Annotated in this window: 21 protein-coding genes; 10 read left to right on the top strand and 11 right to left on the bottom strand. The window is 61.7% G+C overall.

What is annotated here, in order from left to right:
• Window positions 1-2: 2 nt before the first annotated feature.
• Complete coding sequence (locus AC1DZ8_RS29915) at window positions 3-1,535, bottom strand: acyl-CoA carboxylase subunit beta (protein ID WP_477305526.1); 1,533 nt, start codon at window positions 1,533-1,535, stop codon at window positions 3-5.
• A 389-nt stretch (window positions 1,536-1,924) separates the two neighbouring features.
• Here AC1DZ8_RS29915 and AC1DZ8_RS29910 point away from each other — a divergent pair, with 389 nt between their 5' ends.
• Window positions 1,925-3,361, top strand: coding sequence for a DEAD/DEAH box helicase (locus tag AC1DZ8_RS29910; protein ID WP_477402119.1), 1,437 nt, complete (start codon window positions 1,925-1,927; stop codon window positions 3,359-3,361).
• Between the two features lie 99 nt (window positions 3,362-3,460).
• On the opposite strand, the gene AC1DZ8_RS29905 is transcribed toward AC1DZ8_RS29910, so the two are convergent.
• Both AC1DZ8_RS29905 and AC1DZ8_RS29900 read right to left on the bottom strand, forming a co-directional pair.
• On the bottom strand, window positions 3,461-4,435 hold the full coding sequence (locus AC1DZ8_RS29905) for an alpha/beta hydrolase (RefSeq protein ID WP_477305522.1): 975 nt from the start codon (window positions 4,433-4,435) through the stop codon (window positions 3,461-3,463).
• 71 nt (window positions 4,436-4,506) lie between these two features.
• A complete protein-coding gene (locus tag AC1DZ8_RS29900; protein WP_477305520.1) occupies window positions 4,507-5,328 on the bottom strand; it encodes an SDR family oxidoreductase in 822 nt (273 codons plus the stop codon).
• A 214-nt stretch (window positions 5,329-5,542) separates the two neighbouring features.
• Here AC1DZ8_RS29900 and AC1DZ8_RS29895 point away from each other — a divergent pair, with 214 nt between their 5' ends.
• Both AC1DZ8_RS29895 and AC1DZ8_RS29890 read left to right on the top strand, forming a co-directional pair.
• A complete protein-coding gene (locus AC1DZ8_RS29895; RefSeq protein WP_477305518.1) occupies window positions 5,543-6,577 on the top strand; it encodes a cysteine synthase A in 1,035 nt (344 codons plus the stop codon).
• Complete coding sequence (locus AC1DZ8_RS29890) at window positions 6,577-7,320, top strand: alanyl-tRNA editing protein (RefSeq protein ID WP_477305516.1); 744 nt, start codon at window positions 6,577-6,579, stop codon at window positions 7,318-7,320. Before AC1DZ8_RS29895 ends, AC1DZ8_RS29890 begins: the two co-directional genes overlap by 1 nt.
• Window positions 7,321-7,374: 54 nt before the next feature.
• Here the strand turns inward: AC1DZ8_RS29890 and AC1DZ8_RS29885 are convergent, their stop codons facing one another.
• Together AC1DZ8_RS29885 and AC1DZ8_RS29880 are read right to left on the bottom strand one after the other, a co-directional pair.
• Window positions 7,375-8,214, bottom strand: a complete 840-nt coding sequence (locus AC1DZ8_RS29885; RefSeq protein ID WP_477305574.1) for an alpha/beta fold hydrolase — start codon at window positions 8,212-8,214, stop codon at window positions 7,375-7,377.
• A 34-nt stretch (window positions 8,215-8,248) separates the two neighbouring features.
• Entirely contained in the window at window positions 8,249-9,133 is an 885-nt protein-coding gene (locus tag AC1DZ8_RS29880; protein WP_477305514.1) for an Lpg1974 family pore-forming outer membrane protein, read from the bottom strand.
• A gap of 170 nt (window positions 9,134-9,303) precedes the next feature.
• Between AC1DZ8_RS29880 and AC1DZ8_RS29875 the strand changes: the two genes are divergently transcribed.
• On the top strand, window positions 9,304-10,557 hold the full coding sequence (locus AC1DZ8_RS29875) for a cytochrome P450 (protein ID WP_477402116.1): 1,254 nt from the start codon (window positions 9,304-9,306) through the stop codon (window positions 10,555-10,557).
• 7 nt (window positions 10,558-10,564) lie between these two features.
• On the opposite strand, the gene AC1DZ8_RS29870 is transcribed toward AC1DZ8_RS29875, so the two are convergent.
• The 3 genes from AC1DZ8_RS29870 to AC1DZ8_RS29860 are packed head-to-tail and all read right to left on the bottom strand — an operon-like array spanning window position 10,565 to window position 12,685.
• Window positions 10,565-11,353 (bottom strand): Stf0 family sulfotransferase, encoded by a 789-nt coding sequence (locus tag AC1DZ8_RS29870; protein WP_477305510.1) that lies wholly within the window; start codon window positions 11,351-11,353, stop codon window positions 10,565-10,567.
• Between the two features lie 34 nt (window positions 11,354-11,387).
• Entirely contained in the window at window positions 11,388-12,254 is an 867-nt protein-coding gene (locus AC1DZ8_RS29865) for an alpha/beta hydrolase (RefSeq protein ID WP_477305508.1), read from the bottom strand.
• Entirely contained in the window at window positions 12,254-12,685 is a 432-nt protein-coding gene (locus AC1DZ8_RS29860) for a hypothetical protein (RefSeq protein ID WP_477402113.1), read from the bottom strand. Before AC1DZ8_RS29860 ends, AC1DZ8_RS29865 begins: the two co-directional genes overlap by 1 nt.
• A gap of 194 nt (window positions 12,686-12,879) precedes the next feature.
• Between AC1DZ8_RS29860 and sseA the strand changes: the two genes are divergently transcribed.
• The 4 genes from sseA (at window position 12,880) to AC1DZ8_RS29840 (ending at window position 15,568) form a co-directional block, all read left to right on the top strand.
• Window positions 12,880-13,731: a 3-mercaptopyruvate sulfurtransferase gene (gene sseA / locus AC1DZ8_RS29855; protein WP_477305504.1), complete on the top strand. Its 852-nt coding sequence runs from the start codon at window positions 12,880-12,882 to the stop codon at window positions 13,729-13,731.
• A gap of 5 nt (window positions 13,732-13,736) precedes the next feature.
• Complete coding sequence (locus AC1DZ8_RS29850; RefSeq protein ID WP_352558829.1) at window positions 13,737-14,300, top strand: GNAT family N-acetyltransferase; 564 nt, start codon at window positions 13,737-13,739, stop codon at window positions 14,298-14,300.
• A 98-nt stretch (window positions 14,301-14,398) separates the two neighbouring features.
• A complete protein-coding gene (locus tag AC1DZ8_RS29845) occupies window positions 14,399-14,956 on the top strand; it encodes an OmpA family protein (protein WP_477305502.1) in 558 nt (185 codons plus the stop codon).
• A gap of 144 nt (window positions 14,957-15,100) precedes the next feature.
• A complete protein-coding gene (locus AC1DZ8_RS29840; protein WP_477305500.1) occupies window positions 15,101-15,568 on the top strand; it encodes a DUF1203 domain-containing protein in 468 nt (155 codons plus the stop codon).
• 441 nt (window positions 15,569-16,009) lie between these two features.
• On the opposite strand, the gene ald is transcribed toward AC1DZ8_RS29840, so the two are convergent.
• On the bottom strand, window positions 16,010-17,125 hold the full coding sequence (gene ald, locus AC1DZ8_RS29835) for an alanine dehydrogenase (RefSeq protein ID WP_436260054.1): 1,116 nt from the start codon (window positions 17,123-17,125) through the stop codon (window positions 16,010-16,012).
• A gap of 156 nt (window positions 17,126-17,281) precedes the next feature.
• On the opposite strand from ald, the gene AC1DZ8_RS29830 reads away from it, so the two are divergent.
• Entirely contained in the window at window positions 17,282-17,755 is a 474-nt protein-coding gene (locus AC1DZ8_RS29830; protein ID WP_112395099.1) for an Lrp/AsnC family transcriptional regulator, read from the top strand.
• A gap of 122 nt (window positions 17,756-17,877) precedes the next feature.
• Here AC1DZ8_RS29830 and AC1DZ8_RS29825 read toward each other — a convergent pair whose 3' ends face one another.
• Complete coding sequence (locus tag AC1DZ8_RS29825; RefSeq protein WP_477305497.1) at window positions 17,878-18,399, bottom strand: hypothetical protein; 522 nt, start codon at window positions 18,397-18,399, stop codon at window positions 17,878-17,880.
• A gap of 70 nt (window positions 18,400-18,469) precedes the next feature.
• Entirely contained in the window at window positions 18,470-19,063 is a 594-nt protein-coding gene (locus AC1DZ8_RS29820) for a 5-formyltetrahydrofolate cyclo-ligase (RefSeq protein ID WP_477305573.1), read from the bottom strand.
• 249 nt (window positions 19,064-19,312) lie between these two features.
• On the opposite strand from AC1DZ8_RS29820, the gene AC1DZ8_RS29815 reads away from it, so the two are divergent.
• Window positions 19,313-20,578 (top strand): NAD(P)/FAD-dependent oxidoreductase, encoded by a 1,266-nt coding sequence (locus tag AC1DZ8_RS29815; protein ID WP_477305495.1) that lies wholly within the window; start codon window positions 19,313-19,315, stop codon window positions 20,576-20,578.
• The last annotated feature ends 22 nt before the right edge of the window (window positions 20,579-20,600 follow it).

Below are 20,600 nucleotides of genomic sequence, written 5' to 3'. Positions count from 1 at the left end.
GGCTACAACGGGATGTTGTCGTGCTTCTTCCAGGGGTTTTGCATGTCCTTGTTGCGCAGCATTCTGAGTGCGCGGGCGATGCGGCGGCGGGTCGAATGCGGCATGATCACCTCGTCGACATAGCCGCGCTCGGCGGCGACGAAGGGCGACAGGAAGCGATCCTCGTATGCCTTTGTATGGGCTGCGATCTTCTCCGCGTCGCCGATATCCTTGCGATAGATGATCTCGACCGCGCCACGAGCGCCCATCACCGCGATCTGCGCCGTTGGCCAGGCATAATTCATGTCGCCGCGCAGGTGTTTTGACGCCATCACGTCATAGGCGCCGCCATAGGCTTTTCGGGTGATGACGGTGATCTTCGGCACGGTCGCCTCGGCATAGGCAAACAGCAGTTTGGCGCCATGCTTGATAAGGCCGCCATATTCCTGCGCGGTACCGGGCAGGAAGCCCGGGACATCGACGAACGTGACGATCGGGATCGAGAAACAGTCGCAGAAGCGGACGAAGCGCGCCGCCTTGCGACTGGCGTCGGAATCGAGCACGCCGGCCAGCACCATCGGCTGGTTGGCGACGAAGCCGACCGTGCGGCCTTCGACACGGCCGAAACCGGTGACGATGTTCTTGGCAAAGTTCTGCTGGATCTCGAAGAAATCGCCTTCGTCGGCGACCTTCAGGATCAGCTCCTTGATATCATAGGGTTTGTTGGCATTGTCGGGGATCAACCGGTCGAGTGATAGGTCGTGGTCGGTGACCGACTGGTAGCATTCGATCTCGGGAAGGTCCGACGTGTTGGAGGCCGGCAAAAGGTCGACCAGCCGGCGCATCTGCAGGAGCGCCTCGACGTCATTGTCGTAAGCGCCGTCGGCGATCGAGGACTTTGTCGTGTGCACGGACGCGCCGCCGAGGCTCTCGGCCGTCACCGTCTCGTTGGTCACGGTCTTCACCACATCCGGCCCGGTGACGAACATGTAGGAGGTGTCGCGCACCATGAAGATGAAGTCGGTCATGGCCGGCGAATAGACGTCGCCGCCGGCACAGGGACCCATGATCACGGAAATCTGCGGAATGACGCCGGACGCCAGCACGTTGCGCTGAAAAATCTCGGCATAGCCGCCAAGCGCCGCCACGCCTTCCTGGATGCGGGCGCCGCCGGCATCGTAGAGGCCGATGATCGGCGCGCGGTTGCGCAGCGCCATCTCCTGCACCTTGATGACCTTCTCGGCATGCGCTTCCGACAGCGAGCCGCCGAACACCGTAAAGTCCTTGGCGAAGAGGTAGACCGGGCGGCCGTTGACGGTGCCCCAACCCGTGACGACACCGTCGCCGGCGATCTTGGTCTTCTCCATGCCGAAATCGGTCGAGCGGTGCTCGACATACATGTCGAACTCCTCGAACGAACCTTCGTCGAGGAACACCTCGATGCGTTCGCGCGCCGTGAGCTTGCCCTTCTTGTGCTGGGCGTCGATGCGGGCCTGGCCGCCGCCCATGCGGGCGATGTCGCGGCGACGCTCGAGTTCCTTCAGCACGTCCTTCATCGCTCGGTCCCCAGAAATGGAAGCTCTCTTTGTGGTAATGATGCCCGCAGGCGTGCGCAAGCGCCGCTTTCGCCGTCATTTTGCTGCGCTGCAACATGACACCCCTTGCATTCCGGGGCGAACTCAGCCATATGCAGCCCATAGGCGCTTGGGCCGGGAGATTCCGGCCTTCTCGACAAATGAGACTGGTTGCGTCTGTTTTCCCTCTTTCCGGTTGATCGGCAAGGTGGCGGAAAAGCCCCGTGGCATGATGCCTGCGGGCACGACAGCGCAGCCGAGTGGACGTTTCCGTCCGCCCGCCTTGTCGTTTCATATCAAATTTTTCGACGGCAGGTTGCGCCCTGCCGCCATCGATGTTTGCGGCTAAGGCCGCGTGAAAGAAGACTATTTTGACCAACGAAAACACATCAACCGGTAGCAACACTGTGACCGGCAACACTGCGGAACTCACCGGTTTCGCAGCACTTGGAATTACGGGCGCGCTGCTCAAGGCGACCCATGGCGCCGGCTTCACTGAGCCGAAGCCGATCCAGACGCAGGCGATCCCGCCGCAGATGGAAGGCCGTGACATCTTCGGCATCGCCCAGACCGGCTCCGGCAAGACCGCTGCCTTCGCGCTGCCGATCCTGTCGAAGATCATCGCGCTCGGCACCAAGCGCCGGGCCAAGACCACCCGTGCGCTTATCCTGGCGCCGACGCGCGAACTCGCCGTGCAGATCGAGGACACCATCAAGATCCTCGCCAAGGGCGCGCATGTCTCGACCGCTCTCGTGCTTGGCGGCGTCTCGCGCTTCAGCCAGGTGAAGAAGGTTGCTCCCGGCGTCGACATCCTGATCGCCACGCCCGGCCGCCTGACCGACCTGGTGCGTGAGGGTGATCTGACCCTCTCCGACACGAAGTGGCTGGTGCTGGACGAGGGCGACCGCATGCTCGACATGGGCTTCATCAACGACGTCAAGCGCATTGCCAAGGCGACCGCGCCTGACCGTCAGACGGTGCTGTTCTCGGCCACCATGCCCAATGAAATCGCCGAACTGGCGAAGGGCCTGCTGAAGAACCCGATCCGCGTCGAAGTCGCGCCGCAAAGCACCGCTGCCGCCGAAATCGTGCAAGGCGTCGTCTTTGCCCGCACCAAGCAGAAGCGCCAGGTGCTGTCGACGATGCTCGCCGACGAAGCGATGAAGTCCGTCATCATCTTTTCGCGCACCAAGCATGGCGCCGACCGGGTGACCAAGGACCTCGAGCGCGACGGCTTCAAGGCTGCCGTCATCCACGGCAACAAGTCGCAGAACGCCCGCCAGAAGGCGCTCAACGATTTCCGCGAGGGTTCGGTGCGCATTCTCGTGGCGACCGACATTGCGGCGCGCGGCATCGACGTGCCCGGCATCAGCCACGTGGTGAATTTCGACCTGCCGGACGAGGCGGAAAGCTATGTCCACCGCATCGGCCGCACCGGCCGCAACGGCATGGATGGCATTGCGATTACGCTTTGCGATCCTTCCGAAAACAGCAAGCTGCGCCAGGTCGAGCGCATTATCCGCAGCAAGCTGCCGATCGTTGCCGACCATCTCGGCAGCCCGGATCCGGTGCGCAATCCGGCTGAAAAGAACGAGCGCTTCGAGCCGGCCAACGATCGCAACGACCGCAATGGCCGCCGCGACGGCAGGCGCCCCGGTGGCCAGAACAACGGCTTTGGCAAGAAGCGTTTTGGTGACAAGCCGGCCTTTGCTGGTGCAGGCGAGCGCAAGCCGGAAGGCGCCAAGCCCTTCAAGGGCAACAACAAGCGCCGCTTCGGTGGCAAGCGGCCAGCGGCGCGGGCTGCCTGATCGGACACATCGACCAGGCGCGTCGCGCCTGGCTTGATTGCTGACTGTAGAAATGAGGACGGCCCGAGCAATGCTCCGGCCGTCCTTTTTGTTTTGCGGCTACTCGGTAATTGCCTTGACCCACACCACAATCCGCTGCGCCAGGAAGGCCGTGGTCGAGGGCGACAGCGCATCGCCGGCAATGACGTGGTTGTCGGGATCGCCATTGTCGTCGACCGGCACCAGTTCGTGCGGTGCGCCCCAGCGGCCGGCAATTTCGCGGGTGCGGTCTTCGCGGACCACACTGTCCGAATCCGAGAAGGTGAACAGAGCCGGTATCGTCGCTTTCTCCACAGGTGCCGCGTAGGCGAGCTCGGTCAGTGCTGCCATCGGCAGTACGGCCGCCATCGGATAGGTGTGCGTCCAGAGTTTCTCGTGCAGCGCGTTGCGGGTCGGAAAGCTGCGCTCCTTGCCACCGACGAGTTCGGCGATCTGCTTGCCCCAGGGCATGGTCAGCAGCTCGGCGCCTGAAGCCCTGACGCCGAAGTTCGGCGAGATGAACGCGATTGCGGCAACGCCATCCGACGCGCCAGGCTCTGTCGCCGCCCATGTCGCCAGCGAGCCGCCGGTCGAGGTGCCAATGACGATCACCTTGTCGCCGATGGCCCGGCCGATGGCGAGCGCCTCCTCATAGTCGTTGATCCAGGCATTGACGCTGCCTTGTGTCATCGCCGCGCCGTCCTGCCCATGGCCGGTGAGGCGGGTGTAGAAAAGGTTGGCGTCGAGCTGGTCGGCGACCTCGTCGGCCAGAGGGCGAACCTCGCCTTTCGATGCCGAAAAGCCGTGGATATAGACGATCGCCAGCGGCGTCTTGGCGTGGACCATCGGATCGGCCCAGATGATTTCTTTCTCGAGCCCGTCACGGATGTTGGGGACGGCTGCTTCCTCACGCGCCAGATAGGCCTGCGGATCGTCGCCGATCACTTTGGGATCGAAGCGGATCGTGGTGTCGACGGGAACGCGCGGACCGAGCAGGAAGGCCAGAACAAGGATGACGACGACGCCCAGCACCGCAAACACGATCCGTCGCCCCATTGCAGACTCCACGCAACAAATCTCAACCTATGGCGGCAATTTCGCCCAAGCAACAGCCGGCCTGTGGACAGTTATTCGTTCGGCGGCTTGCGATCGAAATTCAATGGCCGCCCCGTCCAGCGGGTCGCCGTGCTGATGAACCAGCGGCAGAAGGGCCTCGGCAGCAGTGCCAGCAGCTTCAGCCCCCAGCTCAGCCGGCGCGGGAAGGTGACCTCGAAGCCGCCCTTTTCGATGCCGCGCAGCATACGGCGCGAGGCGCGGTTGACCGGCATCAGGCCCGGCATCGGCAGCATGTTCTTTTCGGTCAGCGGTGTGTCGATGAAGCCCGGATTCATCACCTGGACGCGGACATTCATCTTGTCGAAATCGTATTTGAGCGACTCGGCCAGGATGTTGATCGCCGCTTTCGAGCCGCCATAGGCGGCCGTGGTCGGCCAGCCGAAATAGGCGGTCACCGAGCCGACAAGCACGATATGGCCGCGCGCGCGGATGCGCATGCGCTCCATGAGCGGGACGAGACCATTGATGATGCCGAAATAGTTGACCTCGAAGGACTGGCGAAAGTCGCGGACCTTGAGGTCTTCGCCGGGGGTGGCGATATAGTTGCCGGCGTTGAAGACGGCGAGCACGATAGGCCCGAGATCCTTTTCGATCGCCGCCACAGTGCTTGCCATGCGCGGCTCGTCGGTGACGTCGCAAGGGTAGGCAACCACGCGTCCCGGCATCTGTGCCGTTTCGACGATGAGCGCGTCGATCGGATGCTCGTCAAGCGCGCTCACTGCGACGACAAAGCCCTTTGCCGCAAGGTCCTTGGCCAGAGCACGGCCGATGCCGCTGCTGCCGCCGGTGATCCAGGCGACGCCGTGCTTCGGGTTGGCCCGGTAAAGTGTCATTCTGCGCCCTGCCGATCTGTCAATAGTGCTCTAGCGGTGAAAAAATCGAATGAAAAGAGCGCTTTTCCGAACAAGGATGAAATGATCGTCATCGCGAGTCATCCGGCGACAGGAGATTGCAGTACCCGAAATGCGACTGGACCAGGCGAATTCTTGCCTTGAAACGCAAGCTTCGGGTTTCTAGGGTCTCGCGCAGCTACATAAGGAATCCTGGATGCCCCGTTCTGTGATCGAAGCGATCGGCAACACGCCCCTGATCCGCCTCAACAAGGCCTCGGAAGCAACCGGCTGTGAGATCCTGGGCAAGGCCGAGTTCATGAATCCGGGGCAATCGGTCAAGGATCGCGCCGGCCTGTTCATCATCCGGGACGCCGAACAGCGCGGGCTGTTGAAGCCGGGCGGCGTCATCGTCGAAGGTACGGCCGGCAATACCGGCATTGGCCTGACCCTGGTCGCCAAGGCGCTGGGCTATCGCACCGTGATCGTCATTCCCGAGACACAGAGCCAGGAAAAGAAAGACACGATCAAGCTGCTCGGCGCCGAGCTGATCGAGGTGCCTGCGGTGCCTTACAAGAACCCCAACAATTATGTGAAACTGTCGGGGCGGCTGGCCGAGCAGATGGCGCGTTCCGAGCCGAACGGCGCGATCTGGGCCAACCAGTTCGACAATGTCGCCAACCGCGACGGCCATATCCGCACCACGGCGGAAGAAATCTGGGCGCAGACCGGCGGCAAGGTCGACGGCTTCGTCTCGGCGGTGGGTTCGGGCGGCACGCTGGCCGGCGTCGCCTTCGGGCTGAAGGCCAAAAGCAAGAACGTCAAGATCGCGCTCGCCGATCCCTTGGGCGCGGCGCTCTATTCCTTCTACACCAGCGGCGAATTGAAGTCCGACGGCAGCTCGATCACCGAGGGGATCGGGCAGGGGCGCATCACGGCCAATCTCGAAGGGTTTACGCCCGACTTCTCATTCCAGGTGCCGGATGAGGAAGCGCTGCCGATCGTCTTCGACCTGATCCAGGAAGAGGGCCTGTGCGTCGGCGGCTCAACCGGGATCAACATTGCCGGCGCGATCCGGCTGGCGCGCGAGCTAGGCCCCGGCCACACCATTGTGACCATCCTTGCCGACTACGGCACGCGCTACCAGTCGAAGCTGTTCAACCCGGACTTCCTACGCGAGAAGAACTTGCCGGTGCCGGGCTGGATGGACGAGCGCAGCACAATATCAGTGCCATACGAGAAGGTTGCCTGATGGCGCACAATACCGAAGCGCTGTTTCGCGACGACGCCTATTTGAAGACGACTGATGCCACCGTGGTCGCGATCAATGAGCGTGGCGGCATCATTCTCGACCGGACGATCTTCTACGCGACATCGGGTGGCCAGCCCGGCGACACCGGCATGCTGGAGCGCGCCGACGGCAGCCGCATCGCCATTGCCGCCACCATCACCGGCGAGACCAAGGACGAGATCATCCATGTGCCGGCGCCCGAGCAGCCGGTGCCCGAAATTGGCGAGCGGGTGAAACTCGCCATCGACTGGGAGCGGCGGCATCTCCTGATGCGCATGCACGCCGCCTGTCATTTGCTCACCGTCGTTTGTCCGTTTCCGATCACCGGTGCTGCGGTTTCCGAGGATGACAGCCGTGTCGACTTCGACGCTCCGGATGCCGGCTTCACCAAGGAAGATGTCACCGCCGGGCTTATGGCGCTGGTGCGCGCCGATCACCCGATCTTCATCAGACTGATCACCGACGAGGAACTGGCGGCCAATCCGGGCCTGGTGAAATCCAAGAATGTCCGCCCGCCGGTCGGCACCGGCAAGATCCGCCTGGTCTGCATCGGCGACAACGCTTCGGTCGACAGCCAGCCCTGCGGTGGCACCCACGTCAAAAGCACCGGCGAGATCGGCGAGATCCACATCGGCAAGATCGAAAAGAAGGGCCGCGAGAACCGGCGTTTTCGCATTCGCTTCGGACCGATGCCGGCGAATTAGGGTCAAACAGCACCTGGCCTCTATATTGCTCAGGCGGTCCTAAGATACCTTGGCTTAGCCAAGGTATCGGAAACTGGAAGGCGGTCGCTCCACCCACGCTTCGATCTGCTCGGTGACGAACCTGGCTGCCTGATGATGGATGAAGTGGCCCGCCCCGGGCAACGCAATCACGGCGGTGACGTTGTCGACTTCTCGGAAGGTGCCGTCAAAAGCACTGGCCGGAACATAGGGATCGTCGGTGCCGAATAGGACCAGGGTCGGTGCCTTGACCAAAGGCAGTTGGCCCAGATCCGGCACTCTGCCAAGCGGTATGTTGGCCCTGTAGTAGCCCAGCATCGCTTCCGGATCGGATTGCCTGAGCGAATCAATCAACGCTTGCTTGTCCTGCGGATCGGTGACCCAGGTGGCGAGTTCATCGATGACCAGCATCTGGGCCGCGCCTGGGACCTGGAAGCGGCGTATGTATCCGGTGATCTCGGCATTGGCCGGATCAGCAATGGCGCGCAGATGATTACGCGGGTGCGGCGTCGACAGCAGGACGAGATGGCGCACGACCTGCGGCACGCGTATAGCCAGCCACCATGCGATGATGCCGCCCCAGTCATGGCCGACAATCGCGGCCTGGGTCAGCTTTTCCGCCGCAAGAACGGCCAGCACGTCGTTGACCAAATGCGTCAGCACATAGTTGCCGTAGCCCTGTGGCGCATCGCTTTGTCCGAAGCCCCGCAGGTCCGGCGCGATCACGCGATAGCGGCCGCAAAGCGCTTGCATCTGCCGGCGCCAACCCATTCCGTGATCGGGAAAGCCATGCAGGAAGACGATCGGCGGGCCAGAGCCCGCCGCCGTGTAGTGCAATTTGACGTTGCCGTTGACCGCGATCCTGGATTCGAACATCGCGCCCAAGCCCACCGCGTGCCGGCTAATACCGTCACATTTTGACTTCGAGACGAAGGAACGGGCCGTGGAAGGTCTGGGTGGTGCTGTCCGCATTGACTAGCAGATTGTGCCACTGCTCGATCTTGTAGCCGGCCGTAAAGGTCGCGCCTTCGAGGGGCATCCAGCTCAGGCCGGCCGAGGCGTCGAGATTTGTCACTGTCTGGTTCTCGGACTCGCTCCCCAACGGGACAGAGCCCTGTACACCCGTTGTGAAGTCGTAGTTGATTCCGGCCCGGTTTTCACGGCGGCCCCACATGACGGAGCCGGAAACAGCGCCTGTCAGCCCCCAGGTTTCGTTCAGCGGGTAGTATGCCTCGGCGCCGACACGCGGGCCAATGCCCCAATATTCCGACGATCCTATCTTGTCGACGGTGCCGCCCTTGTCGGCTGGATCGTCCGGGTTGAAGCCTTCGGAGGCAACAACTCTTTCATCCGAATGCACCAGGCGCAGACCGCCAAAGAAGCGGATATCGGCGGCCTGAACCTTGACGTGCTTACCGACGTCGAAATCGAATGCCTGGAAACTGTAGTCGTCGCCGTAGCCTATGGTCAAAAAGCCTTGTGGTATCTGGCCACTCTCTTCCCAGGAACGTTTCTTGCCCAAGTGAAACGCACCTGCAAGGCGCCAGTCCATGTCCGACGAAATCTGCTTGGTCAGCGCGATCGAACCTGAGAAGTCACCGTTGCTATTTCCGAGCTTGTCGGTGCCGCCGGTCTTGTCGTCCTCATGGACGTTGTTTTGAAAGAACGCGCCCTCGAAGGCGATTTTGACGCGTGAATCGATGACCGACTGGTCTGTGGCCTTCGCATCCTCTGCATGCGCGGCAATCACGCCCACCGAAGTCATCGAAGCGGCGGATGCCGCAACAGTCGCCAATAGTTTACCCGGTGCCCTAGCCCGCATTTACTTAACCCCGCCCAGAATCTTGCCCTAAAACCCAGCATTACAGACATAACCTAACGGCATATTGCAGCAAGTCCGGCCAGCAATTTTATAGGACGGTGTTGCGGTCTTGCCACGGTGCCTGGTAGCGCCGGTGGACAGATGTGGTAAGCGTCGCGCTGGGGCTGACCGAGCCGCGGCTGACAGGGGGTTTGGTGGACAATCCAGCGCAAATCGAAAGCGTGCTCAACAACCTTGTCTATGCGCTTTTCGCCCAGAGCGGGCAGGTGGGGCCGAACGGAAGAGCCCGAGATCTCGGCAATCTGACTGTCTTCGACGATCCCGAGGCCGTCGACGTCATCGTCAAGGCGCCGGAGCTCTTCCGAAAGAACTTCTCCCTGATCTCGGCCCTCGGGTTTAGCCGCTTCAACACCAATGACGAGGACTGGTCTGTCCGGCGCGCCATCACCCAGGATATTTACCTGGCGGCCGCCAGGCCGGCGCAGCAGCATCCAGTGGCGGAAATCTATGCTACAGGTCTTTCCGGCACCGAGGCTACGCTAACTGCGATTCAGCATGCCCTGTTCGCTGCGTCGATGACGATATTTTACCGGGCTTTCGGCCTTGTTCCCGATATGGCGGCTACACTCTTGCTGCTCGACAGGGTGCGCGATGTGTTGAGGCGTCTCCAATACTATTCCTGGGTGACTCCGACGACCGCCGAACGCGCGAATGCTATCCAGGATGCCCGCGCGGTGATTGCCGATTTCGCAGCGCTGCTGATGGCGGATTCCCGGGCGGCGGCCGAGATGGACCGCTTTAGAAGCGAGGCCCGCGACGTTGAAGGCTTTTCGCCGGTGGAAGAGTTCGTCATGAATTTCTTCGCCGGCGTCGAGACAACGGTAACGACCGCACTTTGGGTGATCGATCGGCTGGGGGCCAACCAGCAGGTGCAGGAGCGCATCCATTCCGAGGTCCTCTCAGGCGACGCGCATACGCCGTACACCGATTGCTTGATCAACGAGACGATGCGCTATTTCCCTCCGATACCGTTTCTGACCCGCGAAGTGGGCGCTGACACGACACTCGACGGCCGCGATTTACGCGCCGGGCAGCTGATCATGGTGTCGATCATCGGCGTGCACCAGCATCCAGCCTTCTGGGAAAACCCGCGTACCTTCGACGCCAGCAGGAAGGAATTCATCGAGAACAGCTTCGACCGACGGGCTTTTATTCCGTTCCTAACCGGACCGCGCATGTGTGGTGGCGCGCGTCTCGGCCGGCTGGAAGTCAAAGAGGCTGTTCTCGCGGTAATCCGCCAGTTCGCCTTCAGCCGTGCTGACGATGTGATCAGGTTCGACTATGGGTTGGCGCTACGGCCGGCGGAGGGGGCTTCGATCAGTGTTTCGCGTAGATGACTCAAGGTCAGGCATGTTCCTGCCAGAACCGCCGGATATAACTCCCGAATTGCCTTCCGATCATGGTCTTGAACTCGACATCATGCGCATAGCGCTTGCTTGTCGATATGGCTTTTGACTTCAGCGCGAAGCCTGGGAACCAGGTGCTCATTGTGGCGGATGCGTTTTCCTGCTGGTCCGCGATAAAGTCCTCGTAGAACACATGAGCCACTCTGCGGCGATCAACAGTGTTCAGGTAATTTTTCCACCTGATTTCTCTATCGAAAATATACTGCGCGGTGTCTCGGACAACTTTCTCGCTCAAAATTGTCACCGTGGGAATCCCAGGCAGCTTCTCCTGACTGTCGAACGGCTGGCCCGTGTGGAGCATCGAAAGCAGGCTGATGGTCTGATCTACCTTGTTTCGCCTCGAGAGGAAAACGTAGAACGAGTTGTCGTCGTCATCGCCGATTGAACTGCGTGCGAAGGGCAGGTTCTCATAGAAGATCTTGGCGCTGAAAACGCCGTTCTCGGTCCGTTTCTCCAAGAGATGGCGACCGTAGGCCGGCGCCTGCTGATTGAGTTTTTCGACGTCCATTGTGCCGTCGATCGACCACCGTCTCATCAACGGCAAGGCATACTGCCACTGAAAATACTCGGTGGGTATTCCCAGACCGAGTTGCTGCAGGACCCGACAATAGGAATGCCCGGCCGTTCGCGGCGTCGTGCAAACCAGGATTTTGGCGGGATCTTCGACCAAGCTTTGCCGGTCATAGGTCTCGGCGATAAACTTGCTGTATAAATCGTCGAATTGCATCTCCGGAATCACCCCCGCCACGACAGATCCAGTTTCAGACGGCAGACAGGAAACCCAGGATGAGCAGGGCCTGGTCCAACGTCATCAGCGACGGCGGATTGCCCGCATCGATATTGTCGACAAGTCCCAGATCTGGCCGGATCACCCGCGTGCGGTCAATGGCCTGCCTGTCGATGAAATGGCTGTCACGGCCGTACATCAGCAGAATGCGGGCGTCGATCTTTGCCGCGATCGGAAAAAGATCATATTCGCGTCCGATCATGGCTCCGAAATTCCCAGTCGTGGCCGGGTCGTAGGCCAACCGGAAACCATCCTGACTGGCCGCGATCCTGTTCTCGACATAGCGGTTAAATACCGCTTCCTCGACCGGGCCCATGACGGCCCTGGTGGCGCTCAGATAATTCTTCGCCGCTGCGCGGGTCTCGAACGCAAGCGTACTTTCCTTCATGACTTCGTTTCTCATCGCGTCGACCTTCGGCCCGCCGAGCATTGGCACGTCGTTGAGAACGATTTTCGCGGCCTTGGAGCGTGTCATGTGCAGAAACAGAAGCAAAATCGTGCCGCCCCACGAAGTACTGATGAAGTGGTTCTCCGTACCAGCGAACTCACCGAGTGCACGCAGGCATTTGGAGTAGAGGTTGATGTCGTATCCTGAACCCAGATAGGCGCTGCGTCCGCGTCCCAACAGGTCCGGGCAGATCACCAGGAAGCCGTTGCGGCACAGGAAAGTGGCGAGGTAGTCAAAGTCGGCGCCGTTGCCGGTGAAGCCGTGCAGGCAGAAGACTGTCGCACGCGGCGTGCCGGCAGGCCGCCAGATGCGCACAAACATTGCGGCATAGCGGTCATCCAGCCGGATGAGTATCTCTTGCGTCAGCGCCTCGGCGGATTCGACTGATTGCATCAGACGTCGCGCTTGCGGACGGCTCGCTTGACCGAGCCGCGGTTGTCGATGAAGTCGCGTTTCCAGAATACTGATTTGTCGAGGTTGATGAGTTTGGCTTTTTTGATCAGCGGCAGGATATGGGACGAGGATCGCGTCGCCAGCACCGTCACCGCTGTGGCATCGCCATCGGGGAAGGGATTAAGCGGGCCGCCATTTATTGCCCAGGCCTCGGCTATCTCGCGACTGGTCTGGATCCAGCCGACATAAGCGACGATGGCATCGTCGATCGAGCCGATCATGTGTGTCTGCTGATCCAGCTGGTAACGAAGCGTCTTCACCATCAGGCCGAACTCATAGCCGTCGAAAGGCGGATAGTGCGCAATGAAGTTGCAGACAAGTCCGAGCGAAAGCGGATTGCTGGGAATACGAGAAAACAGAAGATTGCTCATGCCGAGATTATTGACCCCGCCCACCCCAGATCATAACGATCATCCGTACTCGCCACGAAACATGAAAACAATCGGAATCAAGGGACTGCGGCGGCTGACTATGTCGCGTATCCAAACCGAATGTTGCGCGCTCGGAACGCATCCATATTGTCAAGCCAAACAAGTTTTGCCGAAGACGAAGCAGGAGAAAAAGAATGGCCGATGACAGCCCTTTCACTGTCGATGCGGACTGGTTGCAGACCCGGCTTGGCGAGCCCGGCCTGACGATCGTCGATGCGTCCTGGTATCTGCCGGCGCAAAAGCGCGATGCGCGCGCCGAGTATGAGGCGGCGCATATTCCGGGCGCGCGCTTCTTCGATCACGATGCGGCCTCGGACCCGGATGCCAAGCTGCCGCACACGCTGCCGTCGCCGCAGCATTTCGCGCAATATGTCGGCACGATGGGCATCTCGGCCGACGACACCATCGTCGTCTATGACGGCCCAGGTTTCTTCTCGGCGCCGCGCGCATGGTGGATGTTCCGCGTCATGGGCGTGTTCCAGGTCTATGTTCTGGACGGCGGCTTCGACAGCTGGAAGGCGGCGGGTCGGCCGGTGACGGCGGAACCGACCAAGATCGCGCCAAACGTGTTTCATACCGATTTCGATGCCGCCCGGGTCGCCAGCCTCGCCGACATGCGCCGCATCGTCGAAACCAAAGAGAGCCAGATTGCCGACGCCCGCGGCGCCGGCCGCTTCACCGGAGCCGAGCCGGAGCCTCGTGCCGGTGTCCGCTCCGGTCACATGCCCGGCGCACGCAACCTGCCTTATTCAGCGCTGTCGCAAGATGGCGCGCTGTTGTCGAAGGACCAGTTGCGCAAGGCTGTCGAAGATGCCGGCATCGACCTGTCGAAGCCCGTCGTCACCTCGTGTGGCTCCGGCATCACCGCGGCTGTCATCACGCTGGCGCTGGAGTCGCTCGGCCACACCGACAACAGGCTCTATGACGGCTCATGGACGGAATGGGGCGGACTATCAGACACGCCCGTTGCAACGGGCAAGGAATGATGGCGATGGAAAACGGCGTGCTGGACGACATCGAGGTTACGGTGACGTTTCTGGAAATGCATGTGCCGCCGGCCTATTCGCCGCCGGTGCCCTACAACAAGCAGATCGCGCTGTTGAAGACCAAGGACATTCCGCTGCATTTCTACCGCTATCTGATGGATCGGGTGGGGCGCAAATGGCATTGGGTCAATGTGCTGCGGCTGGACGATGACGAGCTTGCGGCCGGGATCCACCGCGAGGACCGCGACATCCGCGTGCTTTATCTCGACGGCGCGCCGGCAGGGTTCTTCGACCTCAAGCCGCATCTGCCTGAGGAAGTCGAGCTCGCTTATTTCGGCATGATGGAGCACGCGACCGGGCAAGGCATCGGCCGCTGGTTCCTGGGCGCCGCGATCGCCGCCGCCTGGTCATACGGGCCGAAGCGGGTGACGGTGCAGACCTGCACGCTCGATCATCCGGCCGCCCTGCCGCTCTACCAGAAGCTCGGCTTTGCGCCGGTGGCGCAAAAGAAGGAGACCGTGCATCCGCTGCCTTTTGCCGAGCGCTCGGCCAGCGTCATGCGGCCGTGATTTCTGCCTGAAGGCTGAACCTGCCATTCATCGGTGCTTCAGACTGCCTCTGCCATGGTGGCGTCAACACTGACGCGACCATTGCCGAGGAGAAGGATATGCTGAGCCGACGTACATTTGCCGCAGCGCTGATTGCAGCCCTTGCCATGCCGACCTTGGCCGCCGCACAGGCGACCACCCCGTCGGCGGCAACGATCGAGCGACAGCTCGACGCCGCGCCCCGGGTGAAACTGCGCCCCAACCAGCGCGTCACCATCCGCGAATTCAAACGGCGGCCGGATCTGCGGCGTCAGGCGCGCTCGATCGACATCCAGTCGATCAATTTCGCCTTCGGCTCGGCCGCCATTTCCAGCTCGCAATACGGCAAGATCGAAAACATCGCCGACGCGCTGGAGCGCATTCTGCGCCGCGATCCCGGCGCCCGCGTGCTGATCGAGGGCCACACCGATGCGGTCGGTTCCTTCCAGTCGAACCAGATCCTGTCGGAGCAGCGCGCCGCCTCGCTGAAGCGCACGCTGGTGCGCGAGTTTGGCGTGCCGGGCTATGCGCTGGAGACCGTCGGCTATGGCGAGGAATTCCTCCTGGTGCAGACCCAGGACGAGAACTGGCGCAACCGCCGGGTGACGCTGCGCCGCTTCGATGATTTCATCCGCTGACGACGACAGGTTTCTGAAGCAATTTTTCAGCGGTCCGGCTTGAAATGGCCGGGCTGCTGGCGGCCTTGCAGCCTTGGCAGGAATCGGGTGGGAGGCATCAGCGTGGCGGCATATTTTCCGGTCAACGACACCGGAGATCCAGCCATGACCGTTCAGTTCAAAGCCTTGCCGACAGAAGACGTCAGAGCCCTGCAGCGTGGCGGGCCGGATGCCTATGGCCAAACGCCCGAGCGCAAGGTTTCCGACGGTGACGGCGTTCCGTGCCGGCATTGCCTGAGAAACGTCGCCGAAGGCGATGGCTATCTGATCCTTGCCTACCGGCCGTTTCCCGAACTGCAGCCTTACGCCGAGACCGGACCGATCTTTCTGCATGCGCAGGAATGCGAACGTGCAGCCGAGGCGGAAGCGCTTCCGGACATGCTGGAAAGCAGCGACTACATTGTGCGCGGCTATGGAGCGGATGACCGCATCGTCTATGGCAGCGGCGGCGTCATTCCCACGCATGACATAGCGGCGCGTGCCGAGACATTGTTCGAGCGCGACGACATCGCTTATGTCCATGTCCGCTCGGCGCGCAACAATTGCTATCAGTGCCGCATCGAGCGCGCGTGACAAAAAGATGCCCGCCGATCGTCTGGCGGGCAGTTGGGAACCGTGTGACGGAAGCTGCCGCCGAAGAGGCCTGCATGGGAGACATCAGGCGTTCGGGAGGTGGCTGGGGCCGTCAAGTTGGCGGTATCTGTCTGCGCAGGTTTTTCGAATATCTGATGTGAAGCACTTCACACAGCGCCAGCAATCGGCGCGAACATGGCGGCGCGCGGCTGGCTGAGAAACTGTCGCACTGCCGTCGTATTCATACGCTAAAAGGGACATGTCGATGGATTTGCCGACCGCGGATGAACCGGCGGGAATCTCGACGACTGAGGAAGCGGGGCTTTGGCTCCGCTTTTTTGTTGCCCGTCAGCTTGTTTAATTCCGATGTCAGGATCTTGGACAAAGAAAAACCCGCCGGTACAACCGGCGGGTGGGAGGCAAAGGCTGGTTTAAGTCAGGTCAGGCGGCCAAAACCGCCTTCGGTTCGACCAACTCGTAGCCGAGCGCTTCGGCGACGGCGCGATTGGTGATCTTGCCTCTGTGGACATTGAGACCGTTGCGCAAATGATGGTCGTCGACCAGCGCCTTCAGACCCTTGTCGGCCAGTTGCAGGCCATAGTGCAGCGTCGCGTTGTTGAGTGCGTGCGCAGAGGTGACCGGCACGGCGCCTGGCATGTTGGCGACGCAGTAATGGATGACGCCGTCGACCTCATAGGTCGGGTCGGCATGGGTGGTGGCATGCGAGGTCTCGAAGCAGCCGCCCTGGTCGATGGCGACGTCGACCAGCACCGAGCCCTTCTTCATACCCGACAGCATTTCGCGGGTCACCAGCTTGGGGGCAGCAGCACCCGGGATGAGCACTGCGCCGACGACGATGTCGGCCGAGAAGCATTCTTCTTCCAGCGCCTCGACAGTGGAGTAGCGGGTGTGGACGCGGCCGGCAAAGAGGTCGTCGAGCTGGCGCAGGCGCGGGATCGAGCGGTCGATGATGGTGACATCGGCGCCGAGGCCGGCGGCCATGCGGGCCGCATGCAGGCCGACGACGCCGCCGCCAAGCACGGTGACCTTGCCGGGCAGCACGCCGGGCACGCCGCCGAGCAGCACGCCGCGGCCGCCATTGGCCTTCTGCAGCGCGGTGGCGCCGGCCTGGATCGACAGGCGGCCGGCGACTTCCGACATCGGCGCCAAAAGCGGTAAGCCGCCACGGTCGTCGGTCACGGTCTCATAGGCAATCGCGGTGACGCCTGAGGCGAGCAGGCCCTTGGTCTGCTCCGGATCGGGCGCCAGGTGCAGATAGGTGTAGAGGATCTGGCCGTCGCGTAGCTGTACCCATTCATTGGGCTGCGGCTCCTTGACCTTGACGATCATGTCTGACTTGGCAAACACGTCGGCGGCGGTCTTGGCGATGGTGGCGCCGGCGGCGCGGTAGGCATTGTCATCGGCGCCGATGCCGGCGCCGGCGCCGGTTTCGACCAGCACTTCATGGCCGTGCGCGACATATTCGCGGACCGAGCCCGGCGTCAGACCGACGCGGTATTCATGGTTCTTGATTTCCTTGGGGCAGCCGACGCGCATTGTCTTCTCCTGATCCGGCCCTTTTGGGCTCGTTCCCTGTATGAACCCAGTGAACCACGAATCGTTGCGCAGGTGTTTGCGAATGCGCTTGCGCGGGATCATGCGTTTCGATAATCGTTGCGCCAAATAGCATGATTTTCGCAGGAATCACGAAAAATGCCGCTCGATAGGATCGATATCGCCATTCTCGAGACATTGCAGAAGGATGGGCGCATACCCAATGCGGCGCTGGCCGAAAGAGTTGGCCTGTCGCAGTCTGCCTGCTCGCGTCGCCTCGACAATCTGGAGAAATCCGGCACCATTCGCGGCTATCACGCCCGGCTTTCGAATGCTGCGCTCGGCCACCAGATGACGGCGATCGTGCACATCTCGCTGTCGGGGCAATTCGAAAAGACGCTGTCTGATTTCGAGGCGGCGATCAAGCGCTGCCCGAATGTGCTGTCCTGCCACCTGATGTCGGGCGAATACGACTACATCCTGCGCATCGCCGCCAAGGACCTGGTCGACTACGAGCGCATCCACAAGGAATGGCTGTCGGCGATGCCGCATGTGACCAAGATCAATTCGTCGTTTGCCCTGCGCGAGATCGTCGATCGGACCGCCATGGGCATGAAGCCGGAACTGGCCTAGAGCAATTCCAGGAAAAGTGTGAGCGGTTTTCCCGGGAAAAGCGCGAAGCGCTTTCCCTTGGGAATTGCGTAAAAACAAAAGAGATAGAGCGGTTCGCCGTTTCCGTGAAACGGTGAACCGCTCTATCGCCAAAGGCAGATCCGGACGTCCTGCCCGATATAGCACGCGCCTTCGCGGCGAAGGTCTTCCCAGCGTTCATCGCCGTGCGTTGCGCGAATGTCGGAGTTGCCATAGCCCGCCCAGATATCGCCGTCCTTGTAGACATCCGCCCAGTAATCTTCGGACATTTCACCGGCGCCACTATGCGTGTCGGCATAGTCGATCCCAGCAAAAACTTGCCGGGGCCCCTGGATGTTGAAATCGCCGCCTTGCTCGATTTGATAGGAGCATCGTCCGGATATGCGGGTCTGACCGTCAGCAACAAGCAGGCAGCGGCCCCATTTATAGCCGCTCGGCAAACGATGCCGTGGTTGCGCATGCAGAGGCGAAAAGGAAAACGCGATTGCAAGGGCAGTTGCTATGGTTCGTCCGATCATCTTCTCATCCGTTGTGAGCAGCCAGTCCAAGAGCGGCTGGACACGGTTGAATCCGCCCGGAGCGCCTGTCGAAATGGTGCTCCGCAGCGTGGCCACCTTGAAGATCATGCTATTCGTCGACCAAGTCGGATTTTTGGCATTAGCGAAATCCAGCCGGTTTCATTTGCCGAATGGGCGCTTAGGCCTCGGTCACCAGCCGGTCCATCGGGATGTCGTGCGGTTGCGGGTAGATGGTGGGAATGCGCTGCAACTCGTAGCCGACGCCGATGACCAAGGGCTTGAACGGCATCGCCGCCAACGTTCGATCGAAGAAGCCGCCGCCGTAGCCCAGGCGGTAGTTTTGCGGATCGATGCCGACGATCGGTGCAATGACAATGTCGGGCAACACCGGGTCGCCTTCGGCAGGAATGGGGATGTTCCAGACGCCTTTTTCCAGCCGGTCGCCCGGGACGTAAGCGCGGAAGATCAGTGGCTGTCCCTTCTCGATAACGATGGGGAGCGCGGTACGACCGCCGCGCTCGTTGACCGACGCCATCCAGGGCCGCAGGTCCGGCTCGCCGCGAAACGGCCAATAGAGACTGACCATGCGGCCGGCAATGTCGCCGATCACCGCGTCGAGACCGTCGGCAATACGCTGCGACATGGCTGCGCGCGCATCGGCTGAAACAGCAAGACGCGCCGCGATCAGCCGTTCGCGCTCGGCCTTGCGCCAACGGCGCACATCGGTCCAGTCGGACAAAGGCGCGCGGAATTCCGGATCGAGTTCGTGCATGAAGCAAGGCGGCGAGGAATATTGTGCCGGGCCTTCGCCATCTTTGGCGTCCTGTTGATCGTTGGCCATGCCTCACTCCCGTAATCCTGTCCGGCGAGGCTATACCCGTCCGAGCCTGCCGACATAGGCATTCGCGACATTGGAAGGCGAGTCTTGGGCAGCCTTGATGCATGGCAGTCTTGCGCTCTACGAGATTGTTGCGGTGCACAAAAATCACTAGATAAGAACAGTGAAAACGAGGTGAGTGCGATGAGCGAAACCAGCCATCATGTCGTTGTCGTGGGTGCGGGATTCGGTGGTCTTGAACTGACCCGGGCGCTCTCCGGTGCACCGGTGCGCATCACCATGATCGACAAGCGCAACCACCACCTTTTCCAGCCGCTGCTCTACCAGGTGGCGACGACGTCGCTGGCAACCTCGGAGGTCGCCTGGCCGATCCGCCATCTCTTGCGCAAGCGCAAGGATGTGACGACCCTTTTGGGCAACGTCACCGGCGTCGATCGCCAGGCCAACCGCGTACTGCTCGAGGACGGCAGTTCAGTTCCCTACGACACGCTGGTGCTCGCCACCGGCGCGCGCCACGCTTATTTCGGCCATGACGAATGGGAGCCTTTTGCGCCCGGGCTGAAGACGCTGGAGGACGCCACCACCATCCGCCGCCGCATCCTGCTTGCCTTCGAGCAGGCCGAGCGCGAGACCGATCCGGCCAAGCGCCAGGCGCTGCTGACGCTGGTCATTGTCGGCGGCGGCCCGACCGGCGTCGAGCTTGCCGGCACCATCGTCGAGCTCGCGCATGAGACGCTGCGCGGCGAATTCCGCAACATCGACACGCGTGAGGCGCGCGTGGTGCTGGTCGAGGCCGGTGACCGAATCCTGGCCAATTTCGCGCCGCAACTGTCCGACTATGCCCGCACGGCGCTGGAACGGCTGGGCGTCACGGTGGAGCTTGGCCGCGCCGTCACGCGCCTGGACGCCGAAGGCGTCGTCTTTGGCGATACCCATCTTCCCGCGCGGACTATCCTGTGGGCCGCCGGCGTTGCCGCCTCGCCCGCAGGCGAGTGGCTGGGCGCACCGGTCGACCGGGCGGGCAGGGTGATGGTCGAGCCCGATCTTACCGTGCTGAACAGTCCAGAAATCTTCGTCATCGGCGACACGGCGCATGTGTTGCGGCCGGATGGCAAGCCGGTGCCGGGCGTGGCGCCTTCCGCCAAGCAGGAGGGCAAGCATGTTGCCGCGACGATCAGGGCGCGGCTGGCCGGGGACAGTGCTGCGCGTCCCTTCCGCTACAAACATGCCGGCGACCTCGCGACGATCGGCAAGTGGGCGGCCGCGATCGATTTCGGCTGGATCAAGCTCACCGGCTGGCTCGCCTGGTGGCTGTGGGGCGTGGCCCACATCTACTTCCTGATCGGCTTCCGCAACCGGCTGTCGGTATCGCTTAGCTGGCTATGGATTTATCTCACCGGCCAGCGCAGCGCCCGGTTGATCACCCAGGGCGATGACGACAAGGGCTGAGGTCTTCCTGTCGGCCACGGAT

Source organism: Mesorhizobium sp. P2_F7, from assembly GCF_056403695.1.
The sequence above is the reverse complement of the archived record's forward strand: the minus strand, read 5'-3'. Positions and strand labels throughout refer to the sequence as shown.